General features: G+C 58.4%; 20 protein-coding genes and 2 pseudogenes. 8 read left to right on the top strand and 14 right to left on the bottom strand.

The features are described 5' to 3' along the window. The first annotated feature begins 761 nt into the window (after positions 1-761). Genes J1C56_RS09695 through J1C56_RS09675 form a run of 5 tightly spaced genes read left to right on the top strand, consistent with a single transcriptional unit; the run spans position 762 to position 3,359 of the window. Positions 762-1,265, top strand: a complete 504-nt coding sequence (locus J1C56_RS09695) for a copper chaperone PCu(A)C (RefSeq protein ID WP_214388413.1) — start codon at positions 762-764, stop codon at positions 1,263-1,265. Continuing rightward, positions 1,262-1,960, top strand: a complete 699-nt coding sequence (locus tag J1C56_RS09690) for an SCO family protein (RefSeq protein WP_214388411.1) — start codon at positions 1,262-1,264, stop codon at positions 1,958-1,960. Before J1C56_RS09695 ends, J1C56_RS09690 begins: the two co-directional genes overlap by 4 nt. Beyond that, a complete protein-coding gene (locus tag J1C56_RS09685) occupies positions 1,957-2,397 on the top strand; it encodes a disulfide bond formation protein B (protein ID WP_214388409.1) in 441 nt (146 codons plus the stop codon). The genes J1C56_RS09690 and J1C56_RS09685 overlap by 4 nt, the downstream gene beginning before the upstream one ends. After that, the gene (locus J1C56_RS09680) at positions 2,394-3,041 is read left to right on the top strand and encodes a DsbA family protein (RefSeq protein ID WP_214388407.1); all 648 of its coding nucleotides are present in this window, start codon (positions 2,394-2,396) and stop codon (positions 3,039-3,041) included. Before J1C56_RS09685 ends, J1C56_RS09680 begins: the two co-directional genes overlap by 4 nt. Positions 3,042-3,089: 48 nt before the next feature. After that, positions 3,090-3,359 (top strand): TFIIB-type zinc ribbon-containing protein, encoded by a 270-nt coding sequence (locus J1C56_RS09675; protein WP_214388405.1) that lies wholly within the window; start codon positions 3,090-3,092, stop codon positions 3,357-3,359. A 93-nt stretch (positions 3,360-3,452) separates the two neighbouring features. Here J1C56_RS09675 and J1C56_RS09670 read toward each other — a convergent pair. Next, positions 3,453-4,121 (bottom strand): annotated as a pseudogene (locus J1C56_RS09670) (integrase core domain-containing protein); the annotation flags it as partial. A gap of 371 nt (positions 4,122-4,492) precedes the next feature. Continuing rightward, positions 4,493-4,969: a manganese-binding transcriptional regulator MntR gene (mntR, locus tag J1C56_RS09665; protein WP_214388403.1), complete on the bottom strand. Its 477-nt coding sequence runs from the start codon at positions 4,967-4,969 to the stop codon at positions 4,493-4,495. 321 nt (positions 4,970-5,290) lie between these two features. On the opposite strand from mntR, the gene J1C56_RS33620 reads away from it, so the two are divergent. Further along, the gene (locus J1C56_RS33620; protein WP_214388401.1) at positions 5,291-5,428 is read left to right on the top strand and encodes a cytochrome c; all 138 of its coding nucleotides are present in this window, start codon (positions 5,291-5,293) and stop codon (positions 5,426-5,428) included. Between the two features lie 35 nt (positions 5,429-5,463). On the opposite strand, the gene J1C56_RS09655 is transcribed toward J1C56_RS33620, so the two are convergent. Together J1C56_RS09655 and J1C56_RS33615 are read right to left on the bottom strand one after the other, a co-directional pair. Next, on the bottom strand, positions 5,464-6,000 hold the full coding sequence (locus J1C56_RS09655; RefSeq protein ID WP_214388399.1) for a hypothetical protein: 537 nt from the start codon (positions 5,998-6,000) through the stop codon (positions 5,464-5,466). A 265-nt stretch (positions 6,001-6,265) separates the two neighbouring features. Further along, positions 6,266-6,451 (bottom strand): annotated as a pseudogene (locus tag J1C56_RS33615) (signal peptidase II); the annotation flags it as partial. Between the two features lie 557 nt (positions 6,452-7,008). On the opposite strand from J1C56_RS33615, the gene J1C56_RS09645 reads away from it, so the two are divergent. Next, on the top strand, positions 7,009-7,560 hold the full coding sequence (locus J1C56_RS09645) for a transglutaminase-like cysteine peptidase (RefSeq protein ID WP_420797378.1): 552 nt from the start codon (positions 7,009-7,011) through the stop codon (positions 7,558-7,560). A 31-nt stretch (positions 7,561-7,591) separates the two neighbouring features. Here J1C56_RS09645 and J1C56_RS09640 read toward each other — a convergent pair whose 3' ends face one another. From J1C56_RS09640 to J1C56_RS09625, 4 genes are all read right to left on the bottom strand, one after another. Beyond that, positions 7,592-7,750 (bottom strand): hypothetical protein, encoded by a 159-nt coding sequence (locus tag J1C56_RS09640; protein WP_214388395.1) that lies wholly within the window; start codon positions 7,748-7,750, stop codon positions 7,592-7,594. A 675-nt stretch (positions 7,751-8,425) separates the two neighbouring features. After that, a protein-coding gene (locus J1C56_RS09635) for an IS630 family transposase (protein ID WP_420797377.1) occupies positions 8,426-9,380 on the bottom strand; the annotation gives its coding sequence in 2 pieces (ribosomal slippage) (positions 8,426-9,053 and positions 9,052-9,380; 957 coding nt in all). A 340-nt stretch (positions 9,381-9,720) separates the two neighbouring features. Continuing rightward, entirely contained in the window at positions 9,721-10,452 is a 732-nt protein-coding gene (locus J1C56_RS09630; RefSeq protein ID WP_214388393.1) for a cytochrome c biogenesis CcdA family protein, read from the bottom strand. Between the two features lie 47 nt (positions 10,453-10,499). Next, positions 10,500-13,109 (bottom strand): heavy metal translocating P-type ATPase, encoded by a 2,610-nt coding sequence (locus J1C56_RS09625; RefSeq protein WP_214388391.1) that lies wholly within the window; start codon positions 13,107-13,109, stop codon positions 10,500-10,502. 875 nt (positions 13,110-13,984) lie between these two features. Between J1C56_RS09625 and J1C56_RS09620 the strand changes: the two genes are divergently transcribed. Then, positions 13,985-14,194, top strand: coding sequence for a hypothetical protein (locus tag J1C56_RS09620; RefSeq protein WP_214388389.1), 210 nt, complete (start codon positions 13,985-13,987; stop codon positions 14,192-14,194). 144 nt (positions 14,195-14,338) lie between these two features. Here J1C56_RS09620 and J1C56_RS09615 read toward each other — a convergent pair whose 3' ends face one another. The 6 genes from J1C56_RS09615 to J1C56_RS09590 all read right to left on the bottom strand — a co-directional run bounded on the left by J1C56_RS09615 (position 14,339) and on the right by J1C56_RS09590 (position 18,980). After that, a complete protein-coding gene (locus J1C56_RS09615; protein ID WP_246591291.1) occupies positions 14,339-15,406 on the bottom strand; it encodes a flavin-containing monooxygenase in 1,068 nt (355 codons plus the stop codon). Continuing rightward, on the bottom strand, positions 15,406-15,990 hold the full coding sequence (locus J1C56_RS09610) for a L,D-transpeptidase (protein WP_214390164.1): 585 nt from the start codon (positions 15,988-15,990) through the stop codon (positions 15,406-15,408). Before J1C56_RS09610 ends, J1C56_RS09615 begins: the two co-directional genes overlap by 1 nt. A gap of 10 nt (positions 15,991-16,000) precedes the next feature. Then, complete coding sequence (locus J1C56_RS09605) at positions 16,001-16,237, bottom strand: hypothetical protein (RefSeq protein ID WP_214388387.1); 237 nt, start codon at positions 16,235-16,237, stop codon at positions 16,001-16,003. Beyond that, entirely contained in the window at positions 16,230-16,940 is a 711-nt protein-coding gene (locus tag J1C56_RS09600; protein WP_246591289.1) for a L,D-transpeptidase, read from the bottom strand. Before J1C56_RS09600 ends, J1C56_RS09605 begins: the two co-directional genes overlap by 8 nt. Before the next feature lie 601 nt (positions 16,941-17,541). Continuing rightward, positions 17,542-18,192, bottom strand: a complete 651-nt coding sequence (locus J1C56_RS09595) for a flavin reductase family protein (RefSeq protein WP_214388385.1) — start codon at positions 18,190-18,192, stop codon at positions 17,542-17,544. Positions 18,193-18,194: 2 nt separating this feature from the next. Next, positions 18,195-18,980: an aspartate/glutamate racemase family protein gene (locus tag J1C56_RS09590; RefSeq protein WP_214388382.1), complete on the bottom strand. Its 786-nt coding sequence runs from the start codon at positions 18,978-18,980 to the stop codon at positions 18,195-18,197. Between the last annotated feature and the right edge of the window lie 396 nt (positions 18,981-19,376).

The raw sequence follows: 19,376 nt of genomic DNA, 5'->3' as shown, positions 1-19,376 counted from the left end.
CCTGACGGTTGAATTCAATTCTGTGACTGCGGTAGTTTGCCGTGGGTTCTCTCTCCGAAAACCCGACAGTTGGTCAATCCTTCAATCCCGATGTGTCCACCCTCAGGGGCGCACTCCAAATCGGGGGGCAGTTTTGGGGCCGTTTGACAGATTTCAGGATCGGAGATGGTTCCCGGTAAGTCCTAAGGCGCTCGATCGCGCCACCCGGCGGTACCAACGTTACGGCCGGTGGAGCCTACTATTAAGCTGGCTTCCCGTCATAGGCGATCCGCTGACTGTTGTTGCCGGCGTTTTGCGCGAGCCAGTCTGGAGCTCCTTGGCAATCGTCACTATGCCAAGGAGCTCCGCTATATTGTGCTTGCGACAATTATTCTGAGCTGGACGTAGAAGGCCAGCATTGCCAACAATCGGCCGATTGTTGGCTACTGACCCGTCAAACAGGGTCAGCTATCAGCTTGACCATATCCTATCCTGGCGCCGTGCACAGTGTTCTGGGGCGCCCGCGCGCCCTTTGGCGGCACCTGCGACCAGCCTCCTGTCTTAAGGACGATTCTAAGGGCTTGTTGTGGGCCCAGCAACGGTCGCGGCAATTCGCCTCGTCCAAGCTAGTTGAACCTCAGGTAGCTAGAGGGTTTAGAAACTCCGGCGGCAAGGCGCGCCATCGAGGGGCTAAAGATCAAAATGCGGGGGGCAAATAAGTCTGGTGAGTCATAAGTAAAGCGACCGGCTCTTTGATTTCCCCGCATCAAAGGAAGACATCAATGCGATCGAATACAATTGCCGGAACAGCGATAGCGCTCGCTATTCTGGTGATGCCGCTGAAAGCAACCGCACACGAATATACCATAGGGACGATCAAGATCGACCACCCCTGGGCGCGAGTTACCCCACCAGCGGCCCCTGTTGCTGGCGGTTACATCACAATCACGAACTCGGGAACGGAACCCGATCGTCTCGTGTCCGGCTCATCATCGATTTCGCAGAAGTTCGAGATACACGAGTCGAAGGTTGTCGATGGCGTCGCCAGCATGCGGCCTGTCGTTGGGGGCGTTGAGATTGCGCCCGGCGCTACCGTTGCTCTCAAGTCAGGCGGAGCTCACATCATGTTCATCAAGCCCGCGAAGAGATTCGTAGAGGGGGAGAAGTTTCCGGCGACGTTGATTTTCGAGAAGGCGGGACCGGTTACTGTCGATTTTGCCATCCAAGGTATGGGTGCGTCGGCGCCGCCTGAAAATCACGGCGGTCACGGATCGATGCCTCAATGAACGCCGTAAAGATATTCCGGGTCTTCGCCTGGAGCGCAGTCGCTATCGCTGGCGGAGTTCTCATCGGTTTCAGCGGCATCTTGCCAGGCGCACCGCAACTTCCCAGATCGGGCACGGTGTCGAGTTCCGGGGTGGCCGCGGTCGGTGGATCATTTGAGCTGACCACGCACAAAGGGCAAAGGTTCACCGATGCGGACGTCGCTGGGAAACCTTACCTCGTGTTCTTCGGATTTACGTTCTGTCCGGATATTTGCCCCACGACACTTTCCGAGCTGACCATAATGATGAGTGAACTCGGTGCGGACGCCGACCGCTTCACCCCGCTGCTGATCACGGTCGATCCGGAGCGGGACAACCAGGAAATGCTCGCAGAATACATGTCGGCATTCGACAGCCGCATCGTCGGGCTGCGCGGCACGCCCGAACAGACTGCCGCCGCCGCGAGGACCTTCAAGGCCTACTATAAGAAGGTACCTCTGGATGGCGGCGATTACACGATGGATCATACTGCTGGCGTGTTGCTCATGGGAGCCAATGGCCGTTATATCGGGATGATGGACATGGACGAGGCACGAGAAACCCGGATCGCGAAACTGCGTCGCTTGATCGAGAAGAATGATCCGCGCTATCCGCGCGAACACCCCAAAATGGACCCAGATGGTCTGCCACTGCCGGACACGGAAGTTTCGCGATGACTGTTAATGCTGACCCTCAGAAAGAACGTGCATGGGGCCCACTGCTTGTTGCTTGGCTCATAGCTCTTTCCTCCACACTTAGCGCGCTGTTCATCGGAGAAATCATGGGGCAGGCGCCTTGCGTCTTATGCTGGTTCCAGCGCGCATTCATGTTTCCCCTCGCCATTATCCTGGCAGTCGCATGCTTTGTGTCGGACTCGACCATATGGCGCTATGCGCTCCCCCTCGCAGTGATCGGTTGGTTGATAGCTCTCTATCACAGCCTCCTGTACGGCGGCATCATCCCCGAAAGCATTGAGCCTTGCAGTGCCGGTCCTTCATGTTCAGGTTCGAACATGGACATCTTTGGATGGGTCCCCCTTCCAGTGCTCTCACTCGCCGCTTTTACGGCAATCACCATTCTCCTCGTCATCGTCCGCCGGAGGTCTATCGCATGAACCGACGCACAATTGTCGCCATTGTCGCCGCTGTCGCCGTAATTGGCTTCGGGATTGCGGGATATTCCTACACCAATCGTCCAAAAGAAGCGCCCGTAGCGCCACCGCAAGAGTCGAGCACTCTTGTGCGGCCTCATTCGCCGGTCCTCGGTCCGGCAGATGCGCGAGTTACCATCGTCGAGTTCTTCGATCCATCTTGCGAAGCATGCCGCGCCTTTTATCCGATCGTGAAGGAGATCATGGCGCGATACCCGCAGGATGTGCGGGTGGTCCTGCGGTATGCCCCGTTCCATGACGGCTCGGACGAAGCCGTGCGGATCCTGGAAACGGCACGCATGCAGAACCTGTTTGTACCGGTGCTGGAAGCTCTTCTGACCCAGCAATCGGAATGGGCTCCTCATGATGGGCCGCAACTCGACAAGGCTTGGGCGGCGGCGGGTGTAGCGGGTCTCGACGTTGCGAAAGCGAAGGAAGAAAGGCTTGCGCCTCATATCATGGCAACCCTGAACCTCGATGTCGCCGACGGAAAGTCTGTCGGAGTTTCGGGGACGCCAACATTCTTCGTCAATGGAAAGCCCTTGCCGAATTTCGGCACGGACGAACTCAAGAAGCTTGTCGATGACGAAGTTGCGGCGGTCCGATAATTTGCGGTGGCTTGTTGCCGGCAGCGCACTCAAAAGGAGCATACGAACATGAAATGTCCAATCGACAATACCGAACTTGCCATGGCGGACCGTCAGGGTATCGAGGTTGACTATTGCCCAAAATGTCGCGGCGTCTGGCTGGATCGCGGCGAACTCGACAAGATCATTGAACGCTCAGCAGGGGATACAGCCCCCCGGGAAGCAGAGCCGCCGCGTTACCGCGATGGTGACGACAAACATGGCGATCAGCGCCACTACGGCGCGCAGCAGCCCTATAGGAAGAAGAAATCGCTTCTGGGCGAGCTTTTCGACTTCTGAGTAATATGGATAGCCGGATTTTCCCTGATCTGCCTGTAATGCGGGCGCGGTTGTGAGACATCCAGGCACCCATTTATAGCCGTTCGCGGGGGGGGCCTCGTAAGGTGCTTTTCCATTGAATGCACCCATGAGGGTCGCGACAGGTTGTAGAAGTTCTCCCATTGGGAGAGTTTTGCGCCAAGGTCGATATCGTCGGTGTAGGTGAGCAGTTGATAGAACTCCTGCTCATCTGTCCGATGTGATCGTTCGAGTTTGCCATTGAGCTGCGGCGACGCGGGCTTGATGTAGGCGTGTCTGATACCCTGGTCCTCGACATGCCAATGGAACTTCGCCTGGAATTCATGCCCATTGTCCGTGCGAACTTCGCGGATGCGGAACGGGAACCTGGCGATGACGGTATTGATGAAGTCGATCGCGTTTGCCTGATGGTGCCGATCGTAGAATTCAGGGCGCGGATGCGCGTGGCATCGCCGATTGCGCGTACTGATAGCGCTTGACGGGTTTGCCGCCTTTGCCATTGAATTTCAGGAATTTGACGTCCACCTGTGTCTGGTGGCCTGGCACCTGCTTCTCATAGCGCTTGGTGTGGGTATTTCGGACACGCGTGCCGCCCGGCAGTCGGCTGAGACCGCAGCGTTTTAGGATGCGATACACACCCGCATCCGAAATGGTGATGGCGTGATATCGCGCCAGATACCAAACGATGCGCATCGTCCCAGATGATAGGTCTTGCGCGGATGCAGGACCTTCTCGACGATTTCGGGGGGGGGCGATTGGTTCTTCGGCGCTGTCTTTCGGTTCTCAAGGCCCAACACACCCTGCGTGATAGAAACTGGCGCGGCCCACACCGAAATATCGGCAAGCCTTCCCGAGTTCGCCGATCTGATCCGCGTGCCTTGGAACCCGGAGCTTGTGATCTACATCGCGCCTGAACTTGTGCATCGTCTTTCGCCCTTCTGCCCATGACGCCTTGAAGAAAGGATATCTCGCAAGTCCGTACAGTCCTCGGCGCACAGACTAAGAGAACTTCAACAGCAGATATGAGCGGCCGGATCTACGGGCTGAGAGTTTTTCCTCGCGTCGCAAAGACAACGTTGTAGCCAGGCCTCACTCAAATTCCGCCACTATTTGACTTAGGAGAGGGCAACGTTCCCGACGAAAACCCGAAACGCATCGAGCGTCTCTGCACTGACGTGATGTTCCATTCCCTCGGCGTCGATGCGCGCCGTCTCAGGACTTATGCCGAGGGCGCAGAGAAAAGCTTCGACAATCCGATGGCGCTCTCGGCTCAAGCGCGCCAGTTCCTTGCCTTCGTCCGTTAGAAATACGCCTCGGTAGCGTCGCTGCTGGATCAGTCCGTCGGACGCAAGCCTCTTGAGCATCTTGGCCACCGTGGGCTGAGCGACGCCCAGTCTTTGTGCGATCTCGACCTGCCGCGCTTCGCCATCATGATCGATCAAGTCCGCGATCAATTCGACATAATCCTCGACGAGTTCGGTTCGCCGGTTATTGCGCGCCTGGCGAAAGCTCTCGACCTGGCTGTCAGCATCTACGAGAGCGGGCGGACGGCTTTCGTCGGGGTTTCCTGTAGGCACAATCTCTTCATCCATAGAACTTGGCGACCGGCCGCGAAATTTCATAGCCAAAGCTATAGATCATGTCCATCGGTATGGATAGGGGCTTCAGTTTCTCGCATTCCCACCCTCTAGAAGACGATAGCTGCGCAGTGCCCACATATCGACTATCTGCCCCTGTCATCGCGGTTTTCACTACCGGCGCCCCCGCTGTCGCGCATGAAGGCACCATGGGTGTTGTGGCCGAACGCATGTCGGCCATGAAACTGATGGCCGACAGCATGAAGACGGTCGGCGAGATGCTGACAGGACGCCGGGATTTCGACCCGACCACTACCCGCGCCGGCGTAGCTGCAGATGGAGCGGTTCGATGCCGCGGTCAAGGCTCTGGTCGCGGCGTCCCAAGCCGGGAGTCTTGACGGAATGAGGGTGCGCTTCAAGGATGTCGGGCGGTCCTGCTCAAGCTGCGATCAGAAGTTTCGTCCGTCTGAGTAGCAGATCGTTCTGCTAGCCTGTACCGACCCGGCGCCTCAGGTTTCCGTCATCGGCTCATCGAAACGACAGTAGTACACTGTTCGGTCGGTCTGCCCGTCATCGAGAGGGATATCGCGGAGCGTTACTGCCACAATCTGGCTGTTCGGATTCGCAACGATCGTCCCCTTGATGGTCGTGTCAGGATGATCATCAGGAACGAGTGTGAATGGAGTTTCACCATTCATCGTCGGTCCGAGTGCCACCTCGCCGGCATCATAGTCGCCCTCGGCCGAAAAAGTTGGGTCCATCCGGGTTTCTGTCAGCACAAGATAAAAGTCGTCAGTTCCTGGGTCGCTGTTTGGCATCCTGCCCCAAAGCCACTGTTCGACCCTTTTTCGTGATGGCTTGACGCTTGCGACAAGAGCCCGACATTCGTCTTCGGACTTGGGTCCGGCTGAGTCCGGAAACCAGAGATACGTGCCAACCGGCGCTCTTTCTCTAGATGCGCTGATTTGTGCATCGACAATTGAAGACGCGCCTGATGTCGCAGCGATGACTGTAACCACAAACAATGCGTTCGGGACCTTGAGCACCTATGTCCTCTAGATATGGGAGGGCGGTTCCTGGCCGCGCAGTTTCTCATCTTCGATCTGAACTGTGACGTGTTCGAGGCCGAACTTATCTTTCATCGCAACCAAACAAGCAGTTTGCCAGGGCGCGCCGCCAGCCGAAGCTGGGTCTTTCTCGACTGATCGGGCTAACGACGACCGGGCGGTGATTTCTCTATAACGACTGGCCTCGGGCGTATGAATGAGCCGCCCACAAGAATGAGCGCGCCAATGACGATCGCGACATCGGCTAGATTGAGGCTGGCCAATTCCACTCGGCTAGATGGAAGTCGAAAAAGTCGGTGATCTTGCCACGTTGCATACGGTCGAAAATGTTCCCGGAAGCTCCTCCTGCCATGAGGCTGACGCCGACAGCTTCCAATCGGTCACCCGCGATGGCCATCCATACCAACAACCCGGTTACGATCACGGAGGATGTAACAACACGGGTCTCCGGTCGACCCCTGAGGGTCTCCGAGAAAAGTCCAGCTCAGGATGCTATTGAGGAATCCGGTGATGAAGATCCCCCGAGGGGGTTGCATGGCAATGTCGGCGATGATCGTTTTGGTGATTGGTCGAATGTAAACGCCGCCAGGACAAATAGCGATCCTAGGAATAAATTTGACGAGCTGAAGCGACTACTCATTGCAGTCCATAGACATTGACACTGATCGATAGCGTCGCTTCTCCAGCAGGGTGGGGTTCAAGCCCCTTTCGTTCGGTTCCTGTCGGTTGGCCCGCGAAATTTGGTTCCACCGCTGCCGCGCATGTGGCTGGCAACGGGACCGGATCGCGTAGACTGCGGTCCTTCGGTCCCGAATCCCCGTTAACCGTATCTTTCGCGAACCCCGACTGTTGCCGAAATGCAATGGACGTTTTCGACGTTCGCTGTTAGCTTTTTATTAACGAAAGAGTGCGGGGAGCGGGGGCGGGTTGTTGTTAAGGACATCGACATGGCTGGCGTGTGCGCCCGCTGCAATTTCAGCGTGTTTGTTGGCTGGATCGGCCGCCGCCCACCCGAGCCTGATGCTCACGGCATCACGTACTTCTCAACCGATCGGACACTACGAACTTTGCAAACGCCTGCCAGAGGAGTGCGCAATTCGATCATCTGATCAGACTCCGTTAAAACTGTCGAAGCAGCTTTTGCAGCGGCTTGAAAAACTCACCGTTTCGGTCAACCAGGCTGTGAAGCCAATGAACGATATCGACATATACGGTAAGGACGAATACTGGGCCTATCCTGATAAGCTAGGCGACTGCGAAGACTATGTCCTTCGCAAGCGGCGTGTGCTGATGCAGGAAGGAATATCTCCGTCCAACCTCTTGATTACTGTTTTAAGAAAGCCTGATGGTGAGGGCCACGCTGTTCTCTCGGTGAGAACAGACCAGGGCGATTTCGTTCTAGATAACCTGAGCGACTCCGTCGTGCCTTGGGACGAAACTGGCTATACATTCTTGAAAAGACAGGCAAACGATCACACCGGACGTTGGGTTACAATCCTCGAGGGCGCACAGGAGCCGCTGGTCGGGTCGGTTCAGTAACCTGATCGACGCCGCGAGGTGAACGTCGAGCTCACGCCTGCTGTGCCCAAAGCCGCGAGTCCACGGTGCGTCCGTAGGCGTCCACGACGGCATTTATTCCAATGTTCGCCATGCGCACGGCAGGCAGCTCGATCGCCCTGAGGAAGTGCTGATAGGGCCCGAGGATGTTCCAAACCAGGCGTCGTTGCATTCAGGATCCATTGTGCACGCCGGTCACCTGGATCCGGGAAGATTGCTTCATAGCAGATCAAAAGGTATCGCTGCGGGAAGTCCCGGAATGTCGAGCAGCTGCGGACCTTCACCCGGAACGAAATCGATTGAGCCTGCCGTCGGCATAATATCACCAAATGGGACCAGCCTGATCTTGTCATAGGCAGCCGAAAGCCTTCCCTCCTGGTCGAGCACGAGTGACTGTTGAGTAGGGCCGGTTCCTGGTCCGGCCGTCCTTGCGCCTGTCTAACCGCGCCGACAGCAAGCGCGCCTTACGGAGGCAACGGAAGCCGAAGAGGCTCACCGCAATGAGGCTGAGCCATAGATGCCAAGCAGCGAGGCGAGCTGCAGCGTATCGTCCGAGATACCCCACATAGACCCGACGAGATGCCACGGAGACCCGACAGAACCGTCCACGGGCCATCTCGGCGAGAGCCCACAATGTTGCAAAGCGACAACGGGGGCTGGACCTGCCGCGCTAAAGGCGCGCGTTGTTGATGCGGCGGCGGGGAAGATCGTCAGGAATTCACATAGACCAACAACGGCCGGCCACGCCAAAGCGCCAATTGTCCCAGCCTCGACTTTGGAACTTTCAGTGATCCAATTGAGGCCGACCAGGGAATTTCCAAGGCCGAATGCCTAGAGCGTCGGACGTTCACGTGAGTCCATATCCTGCGGCTTTGAAGTAGTTTCTGCATTCTGTTGGAGAGAAGAGATTGCAGATATCGCCGATGGCTTGCCAGAGAGCGTCAACGGTTCTGATGGCCCTTGCGCGCAGATGCGCCTTGAGCTTGGCGAAGGCCATTTCGATCGGGTTGAGGTCCGGGCTGTAGGGCGGCAGGAAGAGGAGCCATGCGCCTTTGGCCCGGACCGCTGCCTCGGCGGCTGGGCTCTTGTGGGCAGCGAGATTGTCGAGAATGACGACATCGCCCTTTGCCAGCGTCGGAGCGAGTTGGGTTTCGACATAGGTCTCGAAGATGCGCCGGTTCATCGGCGTGTCGACGACGAAAGGGGCGGTGAGCCCGTGACACCGCAGCCCGGCGATGAAGGTCTGCGTCTTCCAATGCCCGAACGGCGCCTTTGAGCGCAACCGTTTGCCCTTCAGGCAGCGGCCACGCAAGCGTGTCATCTTCGTCGTGGTTCCGGTCTCGTCGATGAACACCAGCCGATGCGGCTCAAGTCGCATCCGCGGCTGGCGCTTGGCCTGCCACTCCTGCCGCGCCTTGGAGACGTCGGGACGATCTTGCTCGCTGGCCAGCAGCGTTTTTTTTAAAACGGTAGCCGTTCCTGATGAGCCAACGCGAGATCGAGGCGGGAGCGACCTGGACGCCTGCAGCCGCGAGCAGTTCGGCGGCAAGCTCCGGCATGGTGATGTCGTCCTTCTCGACCACATGGCCAAGCAGAAATGCACGATGCGGGTCAAGCTTGGAATGGCGCCGGCCACCGCTGGCCTTGGGCGCCAGGCTCTCGGTCCGACGATAGTTCCTCATCAGGATCACCACGAACGACACCGATACTCCAAAATGGGCAGCGGCCGCGCGGCGGGAACGGCCAGCTTCGACATAACCGACAACGCGTTCACGCAGATCGATCGAATAGGGCTTGGGCATCGCAAATCACCTCCTGCCGGAAGTGAATCACGAACCTTGCCTCACCGGAATCCCTCTTGAGTCAATCTGAGCGTCCGGCGCTCTAGCCGAGGAGAAAGCCCGATCGCCAGGACCTGGCGCGCCGAAGCAAGATCAGGAAGCCTGCGAAATCTACGAACGTGAAGGGCAGAATGAAATATGGCGCGAAGGCGAGTGCCGCCAGACTTCCCAAGCCAGCAGCCAATGCGACGGAAACAACGTAGCTTCAGAATCGACCGGATGGAGACGGCACCCCTGCATCGCAGGGCTTCAAGATTCTCGGACTCGGAGCGGGCTGGCCTGCTGAAACGTCAGCCGGCATTCACCCGATTGTCCCAAGTCCAGGAAAGCGCTCCAGCAGCCAAAAAGCGATGAGCTGCAAGCGGCCGGTCATCATCAGAACGCCCATCACGATCATGATGCTACCGGCAACGACGTTGAGGATGTGACCCACATAGCGGAGGCGCTTCAGGGAACCGGCGAAATGTCCGAACGTCAAAGCCACCACCAGGAATGGCACACCCAGTCCTAGTCCGTAGGCGGCGAGCAGAATGGCGCCGCTTCCAGCCGAGAGGGCGGATACTGTGAGGATCGATCCAAGCACCGGTCCGATGCAGGGCGTCCAACCGAAGGCAAAGGCTAGACCAAGGAGATAGGCTCCGGTGGGACCCGACACCGAAGTTGGCCCCATCGTCCGGAACTCCTGCATGAGGAACGGTAAGCGTACCAAGCCAGTCATTATGAGGCCGAAGGCCGCAACCAGCAGCCCACCGATGAGGTTCGCCTCGAAACTGTATCTCAGGAGGAGCCCACCAAGCGCCTGCGCGCCGAGGCCCAGCATCACGAAGACTGTTGTGAAGCCCAGAACGAAGAACAAAGCGGGCCATGCAACGCGCAGACGGTCGATCATGCGTGTCGAAGCCGGGTCAATTCCGCTCGAGACGAAGGAAAGGTATCCGGGCACCAAGGGAAGAACGCATGGCGATACAAACGAAATGGCGCCCGCTACCACAGCAGTCGCCAATCCGACTGCCGACATTTCAATCAACATCATTTCTCCAGCCAACACTCATATGGCAGATTGCCTTGAATGCAAAAGCGCTATTTGATGCCGCGCCAGCCGAGCAGGCGCATCGCATTCGCTGTCACGAGAACAGTGGCCCCGGTATCGGCAAGGATCGCTGGCCAGAGTCCGGTGATGCCGAGAACTGTGGTCACCAGGAAGACGGCCTTCAACCCGAGCGAGATAGTTATGTTCTGGAAGATGTTGCTCATCGTAGCGCGCGACAATGCGACCATGTTGGCCACGTCCATCACCCGCCCATGAAGAACCGCCGCGTCGGCGGTCTCGAGAGCGACATCGGTACCGCCGCCCATGGCAATGCCGACGTCCGCGGCCGCCAAGGCAGGCGCGTCGTTGATGCCATCACCGACTTTTGCGACGATCTCGCCAGCCTTCTGCATCTCGCCGACGATCCGCTGCTTGTCCTGAGGCATCAACTCCGCGCGCGGCTCTATTCCGAGCGATGCCGCGATAGCCGCGGCTGTCCTCTTGTTGTCACCCGTAAGCATAACAGCAGAAATGCCGAGTTCCTTGAGCGCGGCAATGCCCGCCGCCGCGTCAGCTCGCGGTTCGTCACGCATCGCTAGCAAGCCTGCGACCTCGTTGCCGACAAGCAGCACCGAAACGGTCTTCCCCTTATCGTTGAAGCGAGTGATCTGTTCGCGGAGCTCCTGACTGAGGGGAACTCGCTTCTCAGCGGCTTGCGGCGAGCCCAGAAACAGCGAAGCGCCGTTCACCGTGCCGATGACTCCTTCGCCGCCTATTGCCTTCGCGTCATTCGCCGACGTCGGCTCATATCCGTTCTCTCGTGCCTTCGCCAGAATGGCTACGGCGAGTGGGTGGCTTGAGCCGATTTCGAGGTTGGCTGCCAGTTCCATGGTTTCTTTTTCCGAACGGGATGCGCCAACCACGTCCGTGACCTTTGGTTTTCCTTCGGTGAGAGTGCCCGTCTTGTCGAAAGCCACCTTGGTCACTTTTCTGAAGGATTCCAGAACCGCGCCGCCCTTCATGAGCAGGCCCCTGCGCGCGCCTGCCGACAGGCTGGCAGCGATTGCTGCGGGCGTGGAGATAACGAGTGCACATGGGCAGCCGATGAGTAGGATCGCCAAGCCCTTGTAGATCCACTCCGACCAGTCGCCCCCGAAAGCCAGCGGCGGAACAACTGCGACAAGGGTGGCCACGACCATCACCCCAGGCGTGTAGTAGGTAGAGAACCGGTCGATGAAGCGCTCGGTCGGCGCCTTGGATTCCTGCGCCTGTTCCACCAATTCAATAATTCTAGAGATGGTATTGTCGGCTGCTGCTGCCGTAACCTTGACGCGAATGGCGGCGTCCTGGTTGATGGTGCCCGCAAAGACCTGATCCTCAGGGCCCTTCGCCTTGGGAACGGACTCGCCAGTTACCGGGGCTTCATCGATGGACGTGTTGCCTGAGAGGATGACGCCATCCGCCGGTACACGGTCGCCGGGCCGCACCAGAATGGTCGATCCAACGGCGAGGCTTTCCGCAGCCACCTCCGTCGTCTTGCCACCGTCTTCAACCAGAGCGGTTTTCGGAACAAGCGTGGCCAGGGCCTTGATACTGGCACGCGCGCGACCCGCGGCGACACCTTCCAACAACTCGCCGACCAGGAACAGGAAAACAACGGCTGCCGCTTCCTCGCTGGCGTCGATGATGACGGCGCCGACCGCGGCGACTGTCATCAACGTTTCTATGGTGAAGGGAGAGCCATTGACTGCGGCCATCATCGCGCGTCGCGCAATCGGAATGAGGCCGACAGCCATTGCAGCAATGAATGCCCATGTCTCGTAAGCAGGCACAAGCTTGCCGACGATGAATGCAGCCACCAGCGCAAGGCCGCAAACAATCGTTAGCTTTGCCTTTTTCGACTTCCACCACGGTCCTTCCTCATTGCCGTGGTCATGACCATGAAGCCCAGCAACGCCCTTTTTGTCCTTGTGATCGTGGTCCTCGTGGGAGGCGGCTCCCACAGCAGCCTTGCTTCTGGTCGCCGCAGCGGGCGAAACCTTGTACCCTAGGCTTTCAACGCGCTTCTTGATCTCGGACAAATCGACGTCCGTTCCATGCGTCACGGTCATCGTTCCGGCGGTCGCCGAAACCGAAACCTCTTTGATCCCTTCGATCCGCCTTACCGCCGTGTCGATCTTCTGCGCGCAACTCGCGCAATCCATCCCTTCGACGCGATATCGGCTTTGCGCGAGACTCTCATCGCGACCCGGTATTTGATCCTGCGCGTCATCGCCATGATCATGCCCCGAGTGATCGTGCTTTGAATGGTCATGCCCCGAGTGTTCGTGCCCGGAGTGATCGTGTCCTGCGTGGTCATGCCCTGAATGGTCATGCCCGGAGTGATCCTGAGAAACAGCCTCGGCCCGCCCCGTCAACGCTGCCGCCGACGATCTCGCCGCGGCAGGAGTGACCTTATAGCCAAGGCTTTCGATACGCTTCGACAGGCTTGCAAGGTCGGTGGCGGGTTGATGCGTCACGGTCATCGTTCCGGCGGTTACGGACACGGAAACGTCATCGACGCCGTCGACGCGTCTGGCAGCCGTATCAATCTTTTTGGCGCAGCCGGCGCAATCCATCCCCTCGACGCGGAAACGGCTTTGCAACATAGACGTGCTCATCAATGGTGCCTTTCGCTCAAATCAATGAAGCATCATAATTCCTCTAGTGGCTAGAGAGGCAAGAGGCTTTTTGTGCGGCTAACGTGGCTTTTCGACGCGCGGCGAGATGGCCGTTTTGAGTTAACCATTCATCAAGGTTAACGATTAACGTTCATTTCAGAACGAACTTGGGGAAAGTGAGAGGGATGGGCCGAAGCCTACCAGCGCTATCGACTCGTGCGCGACGTTTTTCGATCGCTCCGCTATTCTTGGCGTTGTGGGGTGTCATCGGGGCAGCGTCGCCGACCGCAGTGCAGGCGCCGTATCTGATAAGGCCGATAGCGCAGGGCGGGCTACCTTCCTGACTAAGCCTTCAAATGGCTTCGTTGCGGTTATCGCTCGACGGCGCAGGTTCATTCATTCCTGCCGGTCGATGGAATGACGAACCTCAGGTCGCGGCACCATGCCATAGCAAGGAAGATGATCGGTTGGTGGGTGTACCGTCGGCTCTTGCGGAACTTGTGACCAATGACGGGGCCGATATTCTTGCCACCGCTTACGCGGCGACGGATTCCTATCATCCACCAGCATCGCCGTGCTCGAAACGCAAGGTCAGGTCAATGTAGCAGGGCACTGAAGATCGCTCAGGAGATGGGCTTCGACATCAAAAGCTCGTAATAGCTTTGGAAGATCCCTTGGTTCAGGCGGTAATCGACAGGATCCTGCACTCGCCCAGGAGTTGGGACCGATGGAGCACCATCCATTGTCATCGGCAGCAACATCATCAAAGGCGCGGTCGGTGTTTCCGCGTTGCAAGACGCAATCAAGACCGCACGCGACTGCGATGGAGCAGTTATTGTGCTGATGGCCTATCAAGGTAGGGAACGGCGGCTCAGATGATCGATCGGAAGTCTGGCCCGTCCATGATCGCGGCTTTCGCAATCATGGCCGGCTTCGGTCTCGCTTTCTATTTCATGCCCCGCATGATGATAGCAATTGGAGAAATCTCGACCATCGCCGCAGCGCTGTTCGCGGCGGCATTGGTGGGGGCGTTCTTTGATGTTTTCTGGCTCCGCTCCCGCTTCCAGCGACGAATGAACCCATAGAAGCGCCGTAGAGCCCGATCCGGCCAGCGCTTGGGGGCTCGGATGGTCATGGGATCGATGTTGGTCGTGATGTTCGGACGTGCGGAGGCCTGTTCAGCGTAGACAGGCCCGAGAGGGCCGATCGCTTCGCAAGCAGGAAGCCTATCAACCTCTTGCTGTCTGACCTGATCCTTCTGCTGCGATCCGCTGCACAATCAACCGTGCGTCGTCCCCTACACCCATAATGAGGGCCGATGTACGATTGCGTTGCCACGGTTTTCCAACGAAAAACAATCCATGGACCGGCGACACGCCCTCGGTGTGGAGAAATGATCCATCAGCTGCCGTGGCTTCAGGCACGCCGAGCCACGAACTGTCGTCGACGTAGCCAACGGCCCAGATCACCGCCGCTACGGGGATGCTGGAACCGTCCGAGAAAATTGCCTTGTCGCCTGCGGCGTCGACCAGCCGCGGCATGATCGCGATGTTTTTACGTGTCAAACTACCAATGCTTCGATCACGATCAGGAAATGCATCGGAGCGCCTGAGGAACTGCCCCATTGTCGAGTTAGGCGGCGCCTTCAACACACCCGATTTGCTCAGCCACCACCACACGCTCTTGCCGAGTACTCGCTCCGGAAACAGCCGTCGTGGTTTGCCGGCGGCCAGTGCGGTCGGACCGCGCGAAGAAAGTTCGACCGCGATGTCGCGGCCGCTCGCCCCATCGCCGACCACAAGCGCACGCCCTCCCGGAATCTGGTGGATGTTGCGGTACGTTTCCGCGTTTAGCTGAACCACCTCCGCATCGAATTTCGCCGAGATGGGTGGAACCACTGACTTCTGAAAGCCGCCGGTCGCGACAACAACATGCGTAGCCTGGAGCCGTTTACCGTTCTGCAGCGTCGCCTCGAAAGCGTTGCCGCCGATCCGGGCGAGGCGAACCACACGAGAATTCAGGCGTACCGGAAGGCCGCAGCGTGTCGCGTAGGTCTGGAGATAGTCCGCAAATTCTTCCCGAGTGGCGTAGAGCTCCCGATTTCCCACCAGTGGAAGCCCGGGGAGGGCGCTGAACTGCCGTGGCGTGAAAAGAGTCAGAGATTCGTAGCGTTTGCGCCAGCTGTTTCCAACATGGCAGGCACTGTCGACGATAAGAAAGTCGAGACTGGACCGGCGCAGATGACAGCCGGTCGCAAGTCCCGCCTGACCGGCACCGATGACGAGAACGAAGGTCATCAGCCGATCACGACGACCCGCGCGCCGACTGGGACGCGCTCGTACAAGTCCGTCACATGATCATTCACCATGCGTACGCAGCCGTTGGAGACCGCTTTTCCGATCGTCCATGGCTCGGTCGTTCCGTGAATGCGGTAAAGCGTATCCTGCCCATTCCGATAGAGATAAAGTGCCCGGGCGCCGAGAGGGTTGTTTCGACCGCCATGCACGCCACCAGCATACTTGGCATATTTCTTGGGGTCGCGTCGGATCATGTTGTCCGTCGGTCGCCAGCTTGGCCACTTTGCCTTGCGCCCCACTTCCGCGGTCCCGCGGAAGGCCAGCCCAGCCTTCCCGACACCTATGCCGTAGCGGCGGGCTAACCCAGCGGCTTCAACGAGATAGAGGAAACGGTTTGCCGGATCGACCACGACTGTGCCAACAGCATATTCATATGGAAACGCGACGACCTGGGGCAGGAAGCGCGGGTCGATCTGGAAAGGCTTCTTGCCGGGCTTTGCCGTCTGAGCGGACGCTAATCTCCCCGCCGCGAGTGTGCCGACGAATGAAAGAAGCAACGAACGGCGGTCGATCAATTTGATCATCATGATGGTCTCAGTGGTCGTGTCCGTCGTCGGCGCCCGCAGGTGGCGCCACGTCCGGCACTAGTTTTTCGACCTTGGCATTGGCGCGTAGAGTATCAACGACCCGCTTCTCTTCCGCGGCTTGAAGTGATTGCCGGATCTGATCGGAGACGGTGTCGAAGGCTGGAGCGGGGCGGCTCCGTTTGCCAAAGGCGAGGGATAGGATCTCTAGGGGATGGAGAGACAGCGGGATTTTCGTGTCAGACATCAAGGCCAACTCCCCTGCGGACGATAATGGGAGTTTGGCTTGGCACGCGGTCGTATAGATCGATGATGTCTTGATTCATCAAGCGGACGCATCCGCTGGATACCGCTTTACCAATCGTCGCGTACTCCGGCGTCCCGTGCAGGCGAAAAAGCGTGTCTTGACCATTCTGGAAGATGTAAAGAGCCCGGGAGCCAAGCGGATTGTCGAGTCCGGGTGGCATGCCACCATTTTCCGCGCCGTATTTTGCCAGTTTTGGCTGACGGGCGATCATCTCCGCTGGTGGCGTCCATTTCGGCCAGCGCTGTTTCCAAGCAATCACACCCTCGCCAGACCATGTGAAACCTTGGCGGCCAAGACCCACGCCATAGCGCATCGCCTTGCCCCCGGGACGCACGAGATAGAGGAAATATTTGCTCGTATCGACAACGATCGTACCCGGCGCCGCTCCAGTCGGATCGTCGACGAGCCGGCGGTAGAACTTCTCGTCCACCTTCGTCAGATCGACCGGCGGAATCGGAAAATCCTCATTTGGCATCGCGCCATACATAGAGATGAATGACGGCTCGGGCGCACGTTCTGCGGGCTCGGGATCATCAGTTCTAACCGTGGTGCATCCCGCGAGAGCGAAAGCTCCAGCGGTTGCGGCCATCGCCAATAAGTCTCTGCGGTGTATGGCGAACTGTGGACGAAAATTCGTGCTCAAGGCGAAACTCTAAAACAAGGATGACGACAGTCGCTTCACTTGGGAAGCGATCATGAATAGGGTGGCGAATGGCGGATATTCTCGCGTGCCGCGCGTTCGACTGACGCTGCATTCAACGCGAATTTGCCTAAGTAGCCCGACAGTCGGGAGCGCTAGGCTACCGCTGTACCGCTACGCCGCTGATCAGGTGGATTGGGGAGGAGGTACAGAAACCGCCAGGCAGGTGGATGCGTGTCGAACCTGAGCAACTACGATCTTGCCTCGGTCATGCGACGGGACGTTTTGTGCGGCGACCCCGACAAGCGATCCTGCGCAATGATCCTGGCAGGCCGGAATATGTTGGAGCGCCGGACCGGTGCTGCCATCGCTGCTGTCAGCGTCGCCGGGCTGAGCTGTCACGCCCAAGTCTGCGATTTCAAACGAAGCGTCGTCCACCCAGGCAAACAAAGGCGTTGCCACGTGAGTGGCCAGTAACACCGCCAGCAGTAGAGCCAGTACGATCCGCATCATCGCGTTCAAGTAAACCAGACTTTGGTGAAGCAAAGATGAATTGGCCGAAATCGTCGAGGATTCTTACCAGCCACACGATCAGTCACCCTCCCTATGCGGGTCGGCGGCGGCCGCCGTGCACCCAGGTCTCGTGTTGCAGCAGTTCATCTGGCTTCTTCAGCACGAACTGGTTGTCGGCGACGATGTAGTTGTCGGCATGCAGGCGGGCGATCGGCTGATAGACCTCCGGCCGGACGTAGCGGCCGCGCTCGTCCAAGCATTCGTCGCGGACATACATCTGCACAACCTCGCCGATGACGATGGTGCGGCGGCCATAGTCGAGGATCTGCGACACCTGGCACTCCATCGCGCAGGGCGATTCCTCGATGCGGGGCGCCGCAACCTTGACCGATGGCGTGCTGGTCAGCCCGGCGACCTCGATCTCGTCGACGTCGCTGGGGAAGTTGATGCCGGTGACGATCATCTCTTTGGCGATCGCCATGTCGACCATGTGGACGACGAATTCGCCGGAGCGGCGGATGTTGGCGACGGTGTCCTTGGCAGTGCCGTCGGGGCGGGTCTGCATGCCCAAGATGAGCAGCGGCGGCTCGTGCGAGAAGACGTTGAAGAAGCTCATCGGGGCGGCATTGTTGCAACCGTGCTCGTCGATGGTGGTGACGAGCGCGATCGGGCGCGGCCCGACGAAGTTGGAGAGCAGGCGGTAGCGGTCTTTCTCGGGCAGTTCGGCGAAATCGAAATCCATGATCAGCTCCGCCGGATCGCCATGCAGGCGGTGCGCTCGCGCTCACTGGCTGGAAACAGTTTGGCCGGCGCATAGCCAGAGAGCTTGCCCAGGTAAGGTTTGGGAAGCGGATATGCCAGATCGCCAACCTTGGACGTGCGCAGCCGCATGCCGACGATTGCCTCGGCAAACTTGATCGCAGCGGCCACACCGTCGATCACCGGCACGTGCAGCCTCTCTTCGAGGTACTTCGCCAGATCCGCCATGCCGGCACAGCCAAGCACGATCGCTTCTGCGCGATCGTCGCGAAGCGCTTCCTCGCACTCATCGAGGATGATTGCGCGGGCGCTTGACCCTGGCTTTTCAAGTTCCAGCACCGGCACGTTGGTAGCCCTGACCCGACGGCAATGATTTTGCATCCCATAGTTGTTCACCAACTGCTCTGAAATCACGCGCGTGCGTTCAAGTGTCGTGACGATCGAGAAGCTGGTGGCGACGAATGTCGCGGCATGCATCGCGGCCTCGGCAATCCCAAGCACGGGAGCACCCGTAATCTCCCGCGCGGCGAGAAGTCCCGGATCGCCGAAGCAACCGATCACATATGCGTCGGCAACACTGCCTTCGAGTATCTCGTCAATGGTGCCCAGGACGCTCAAAGCTTCGTCGTAGTGCCCTTCGATCGATGCCGCGCCGGATCGAGACGTCGCAAGAACAACCTCAGTACCGGGCGCAGCGACCGCACGGGCCGCTTCGCCCATAAGCTCGGTCATTGATGCAGTGGTATTGGGATTTATCAGCTTAATTCGCATTATTTCCTCCATTAAAGTATACAAAATTGCGAACGATATGGATTCATATCGGCATGAGAGTGTTCGCTTTCGAATTCACTTTCGGGGCTGAGCCCGGCTCTATTCGGACACGGCAACGCGCACGAATTCGGCCGAGTTCAGGCCAAGTATTGGCACCAGCCCGGAGGCGGCCATTCCTCCATGCTCTGTTGGGTCCGTCTCAGTGATGAATCGGGGCCCCTCCATTAGGCGTGCGATGCAGCCCTATGTTCCCGCGAAATTTCCTTTCAAAAAATACGATATTGACGTAACATTGTATACATGCCTAGAATGATATGTCTATACAAGTGAGCGCTAATTTCCGCAGCGGAAGTTTCAAGGCGCCAGGGAACGACCATCAAAGAGAGGAGCTACCCA

Source organism: Aminobacter anthyllidis, assembly GCF_018555685.1.
Taxonomy (GTDB): domain Bacteria; phylum Pseudomonadota; class Alphaproteobacteria; order Rhizobiales; family Rhizobiaceae; genus Aminobacter; species Aminobacter anthyllidis.
This window is presented reverse-complemented; position numbering and strand designations above follow the sequence as displayed.

Bases quoted from the DNA above. Each gene is read 5' to 3' on its own strand.
- J1C56_RS09695 (WP_214388413.1), top strand. From the start codon at position 762: ATGCGATCGAATACAATTGCCGGAACAGCGATAGCGCTCGCTATTCTG.
- J1C56_RS09690 (WP_214388411.1), top strand. From the start codon at position 1,262: ATGAACGCCGTAAAGATATTCCGGGTCTTCGCCTGGAGCGCAGTCGCT.
- J1C56_RS09685 (WP_214388409.1), top strand. From the start codon at position 1,957: ATGACTGTTAATGCTGACCCTCAGAAAGAACGTGCATGGGGCCCACTG.
- J1C56_RS09680 (WP_214388407.1), top strand. From the start codon at position 2,394: ATGAACCGACGCACAATTGTCGCCATTGTCGCCGCTGTCGCCGTAATT.
- J1C56_RS09675 (WP_214388405.1), top strand. From the start codon at position 3,090: ATGAAATGTCCAATCGACAATACCGAACTTGCCATGGCGGACCGTCAG.
- mntR (WP_214388403.1), bottom strand. From the start codon at position 4,969: ATGGATGAAGAGATTGTGCCTACAGGAAACCCCGACGAAAGCCGTCCG.
- J1C56_RS33620 (WP_214388401.1), top strand. From the start codon at position 5,291: ATGGAGCGGTTCGATGCCGCGGTCAAGGCTCTGGTCGCGGCGTCCCAA.
- J1C56_RS09640 (WP_214388395.1), bottom strand. From the start codon at position 7,750: ATGCAACGACGCCTGGTTTGGAACATCCTCGGGCCCTATCAGCACTTC.
- J1C56_RS09630 (WP_214388393.1), bottom strand. From the start codon at position 10,452: ATGATGTTGATTGAAATGTCGGCAGTCGGATTGGCGACTGCTGTGGTA.
- J1C56_RS09625 (WP_214388391.1), bottom strand. From the start codon at position 13,109: ATGAGCACGTCTATGTTGCAAAGCCGTTTCCGCGTCGAGGGGATGGAT.
- J1C56_RS09620 (WP_214388389.1), top strand. From the start codon at position 13,985: ATGATCGATCGGAAGTCTGGCCCGTCCATGATCGCGGCTTTCGCAATC.
- J1C56_RS09615 (WP_246591291.1), bottom strand. From the start codon at position 15,406: ATGACCTTCGTTCTCGTCATCGGTGCCGGTCAGGCGGGACTTGCGACC.
- J1C56_RS09610 (WP_214390164.1), bottom strand. From the start codon at position 15,990: ATGATCAAATTGATCGACCGCCGTTCGTTGCTTCTTTCATTCGTCGGC.
- J1C56_RS09605 (WP_214388387.1), bottom strand. From the start codon at position 16,237: ATGTCTGACACGAAAATCCCGCTGTCTCTCCATCCCCTAGAGATCCTA.
- J1C56_RS09595 (WP_214388385.1), bottom strand. From the start codon at position 18,192: ATGGATTTCGATTTCGCCGAACTGCCCGAGAAAGACCGCTACCGCCTG.
- J1C56_RS09590 (WP_214388382.1), bottom strand. From the start codon at position 18,980: ATGCGAATTAAGCTGATAAATCCCAATACCACTGCATCAATGACCGAG.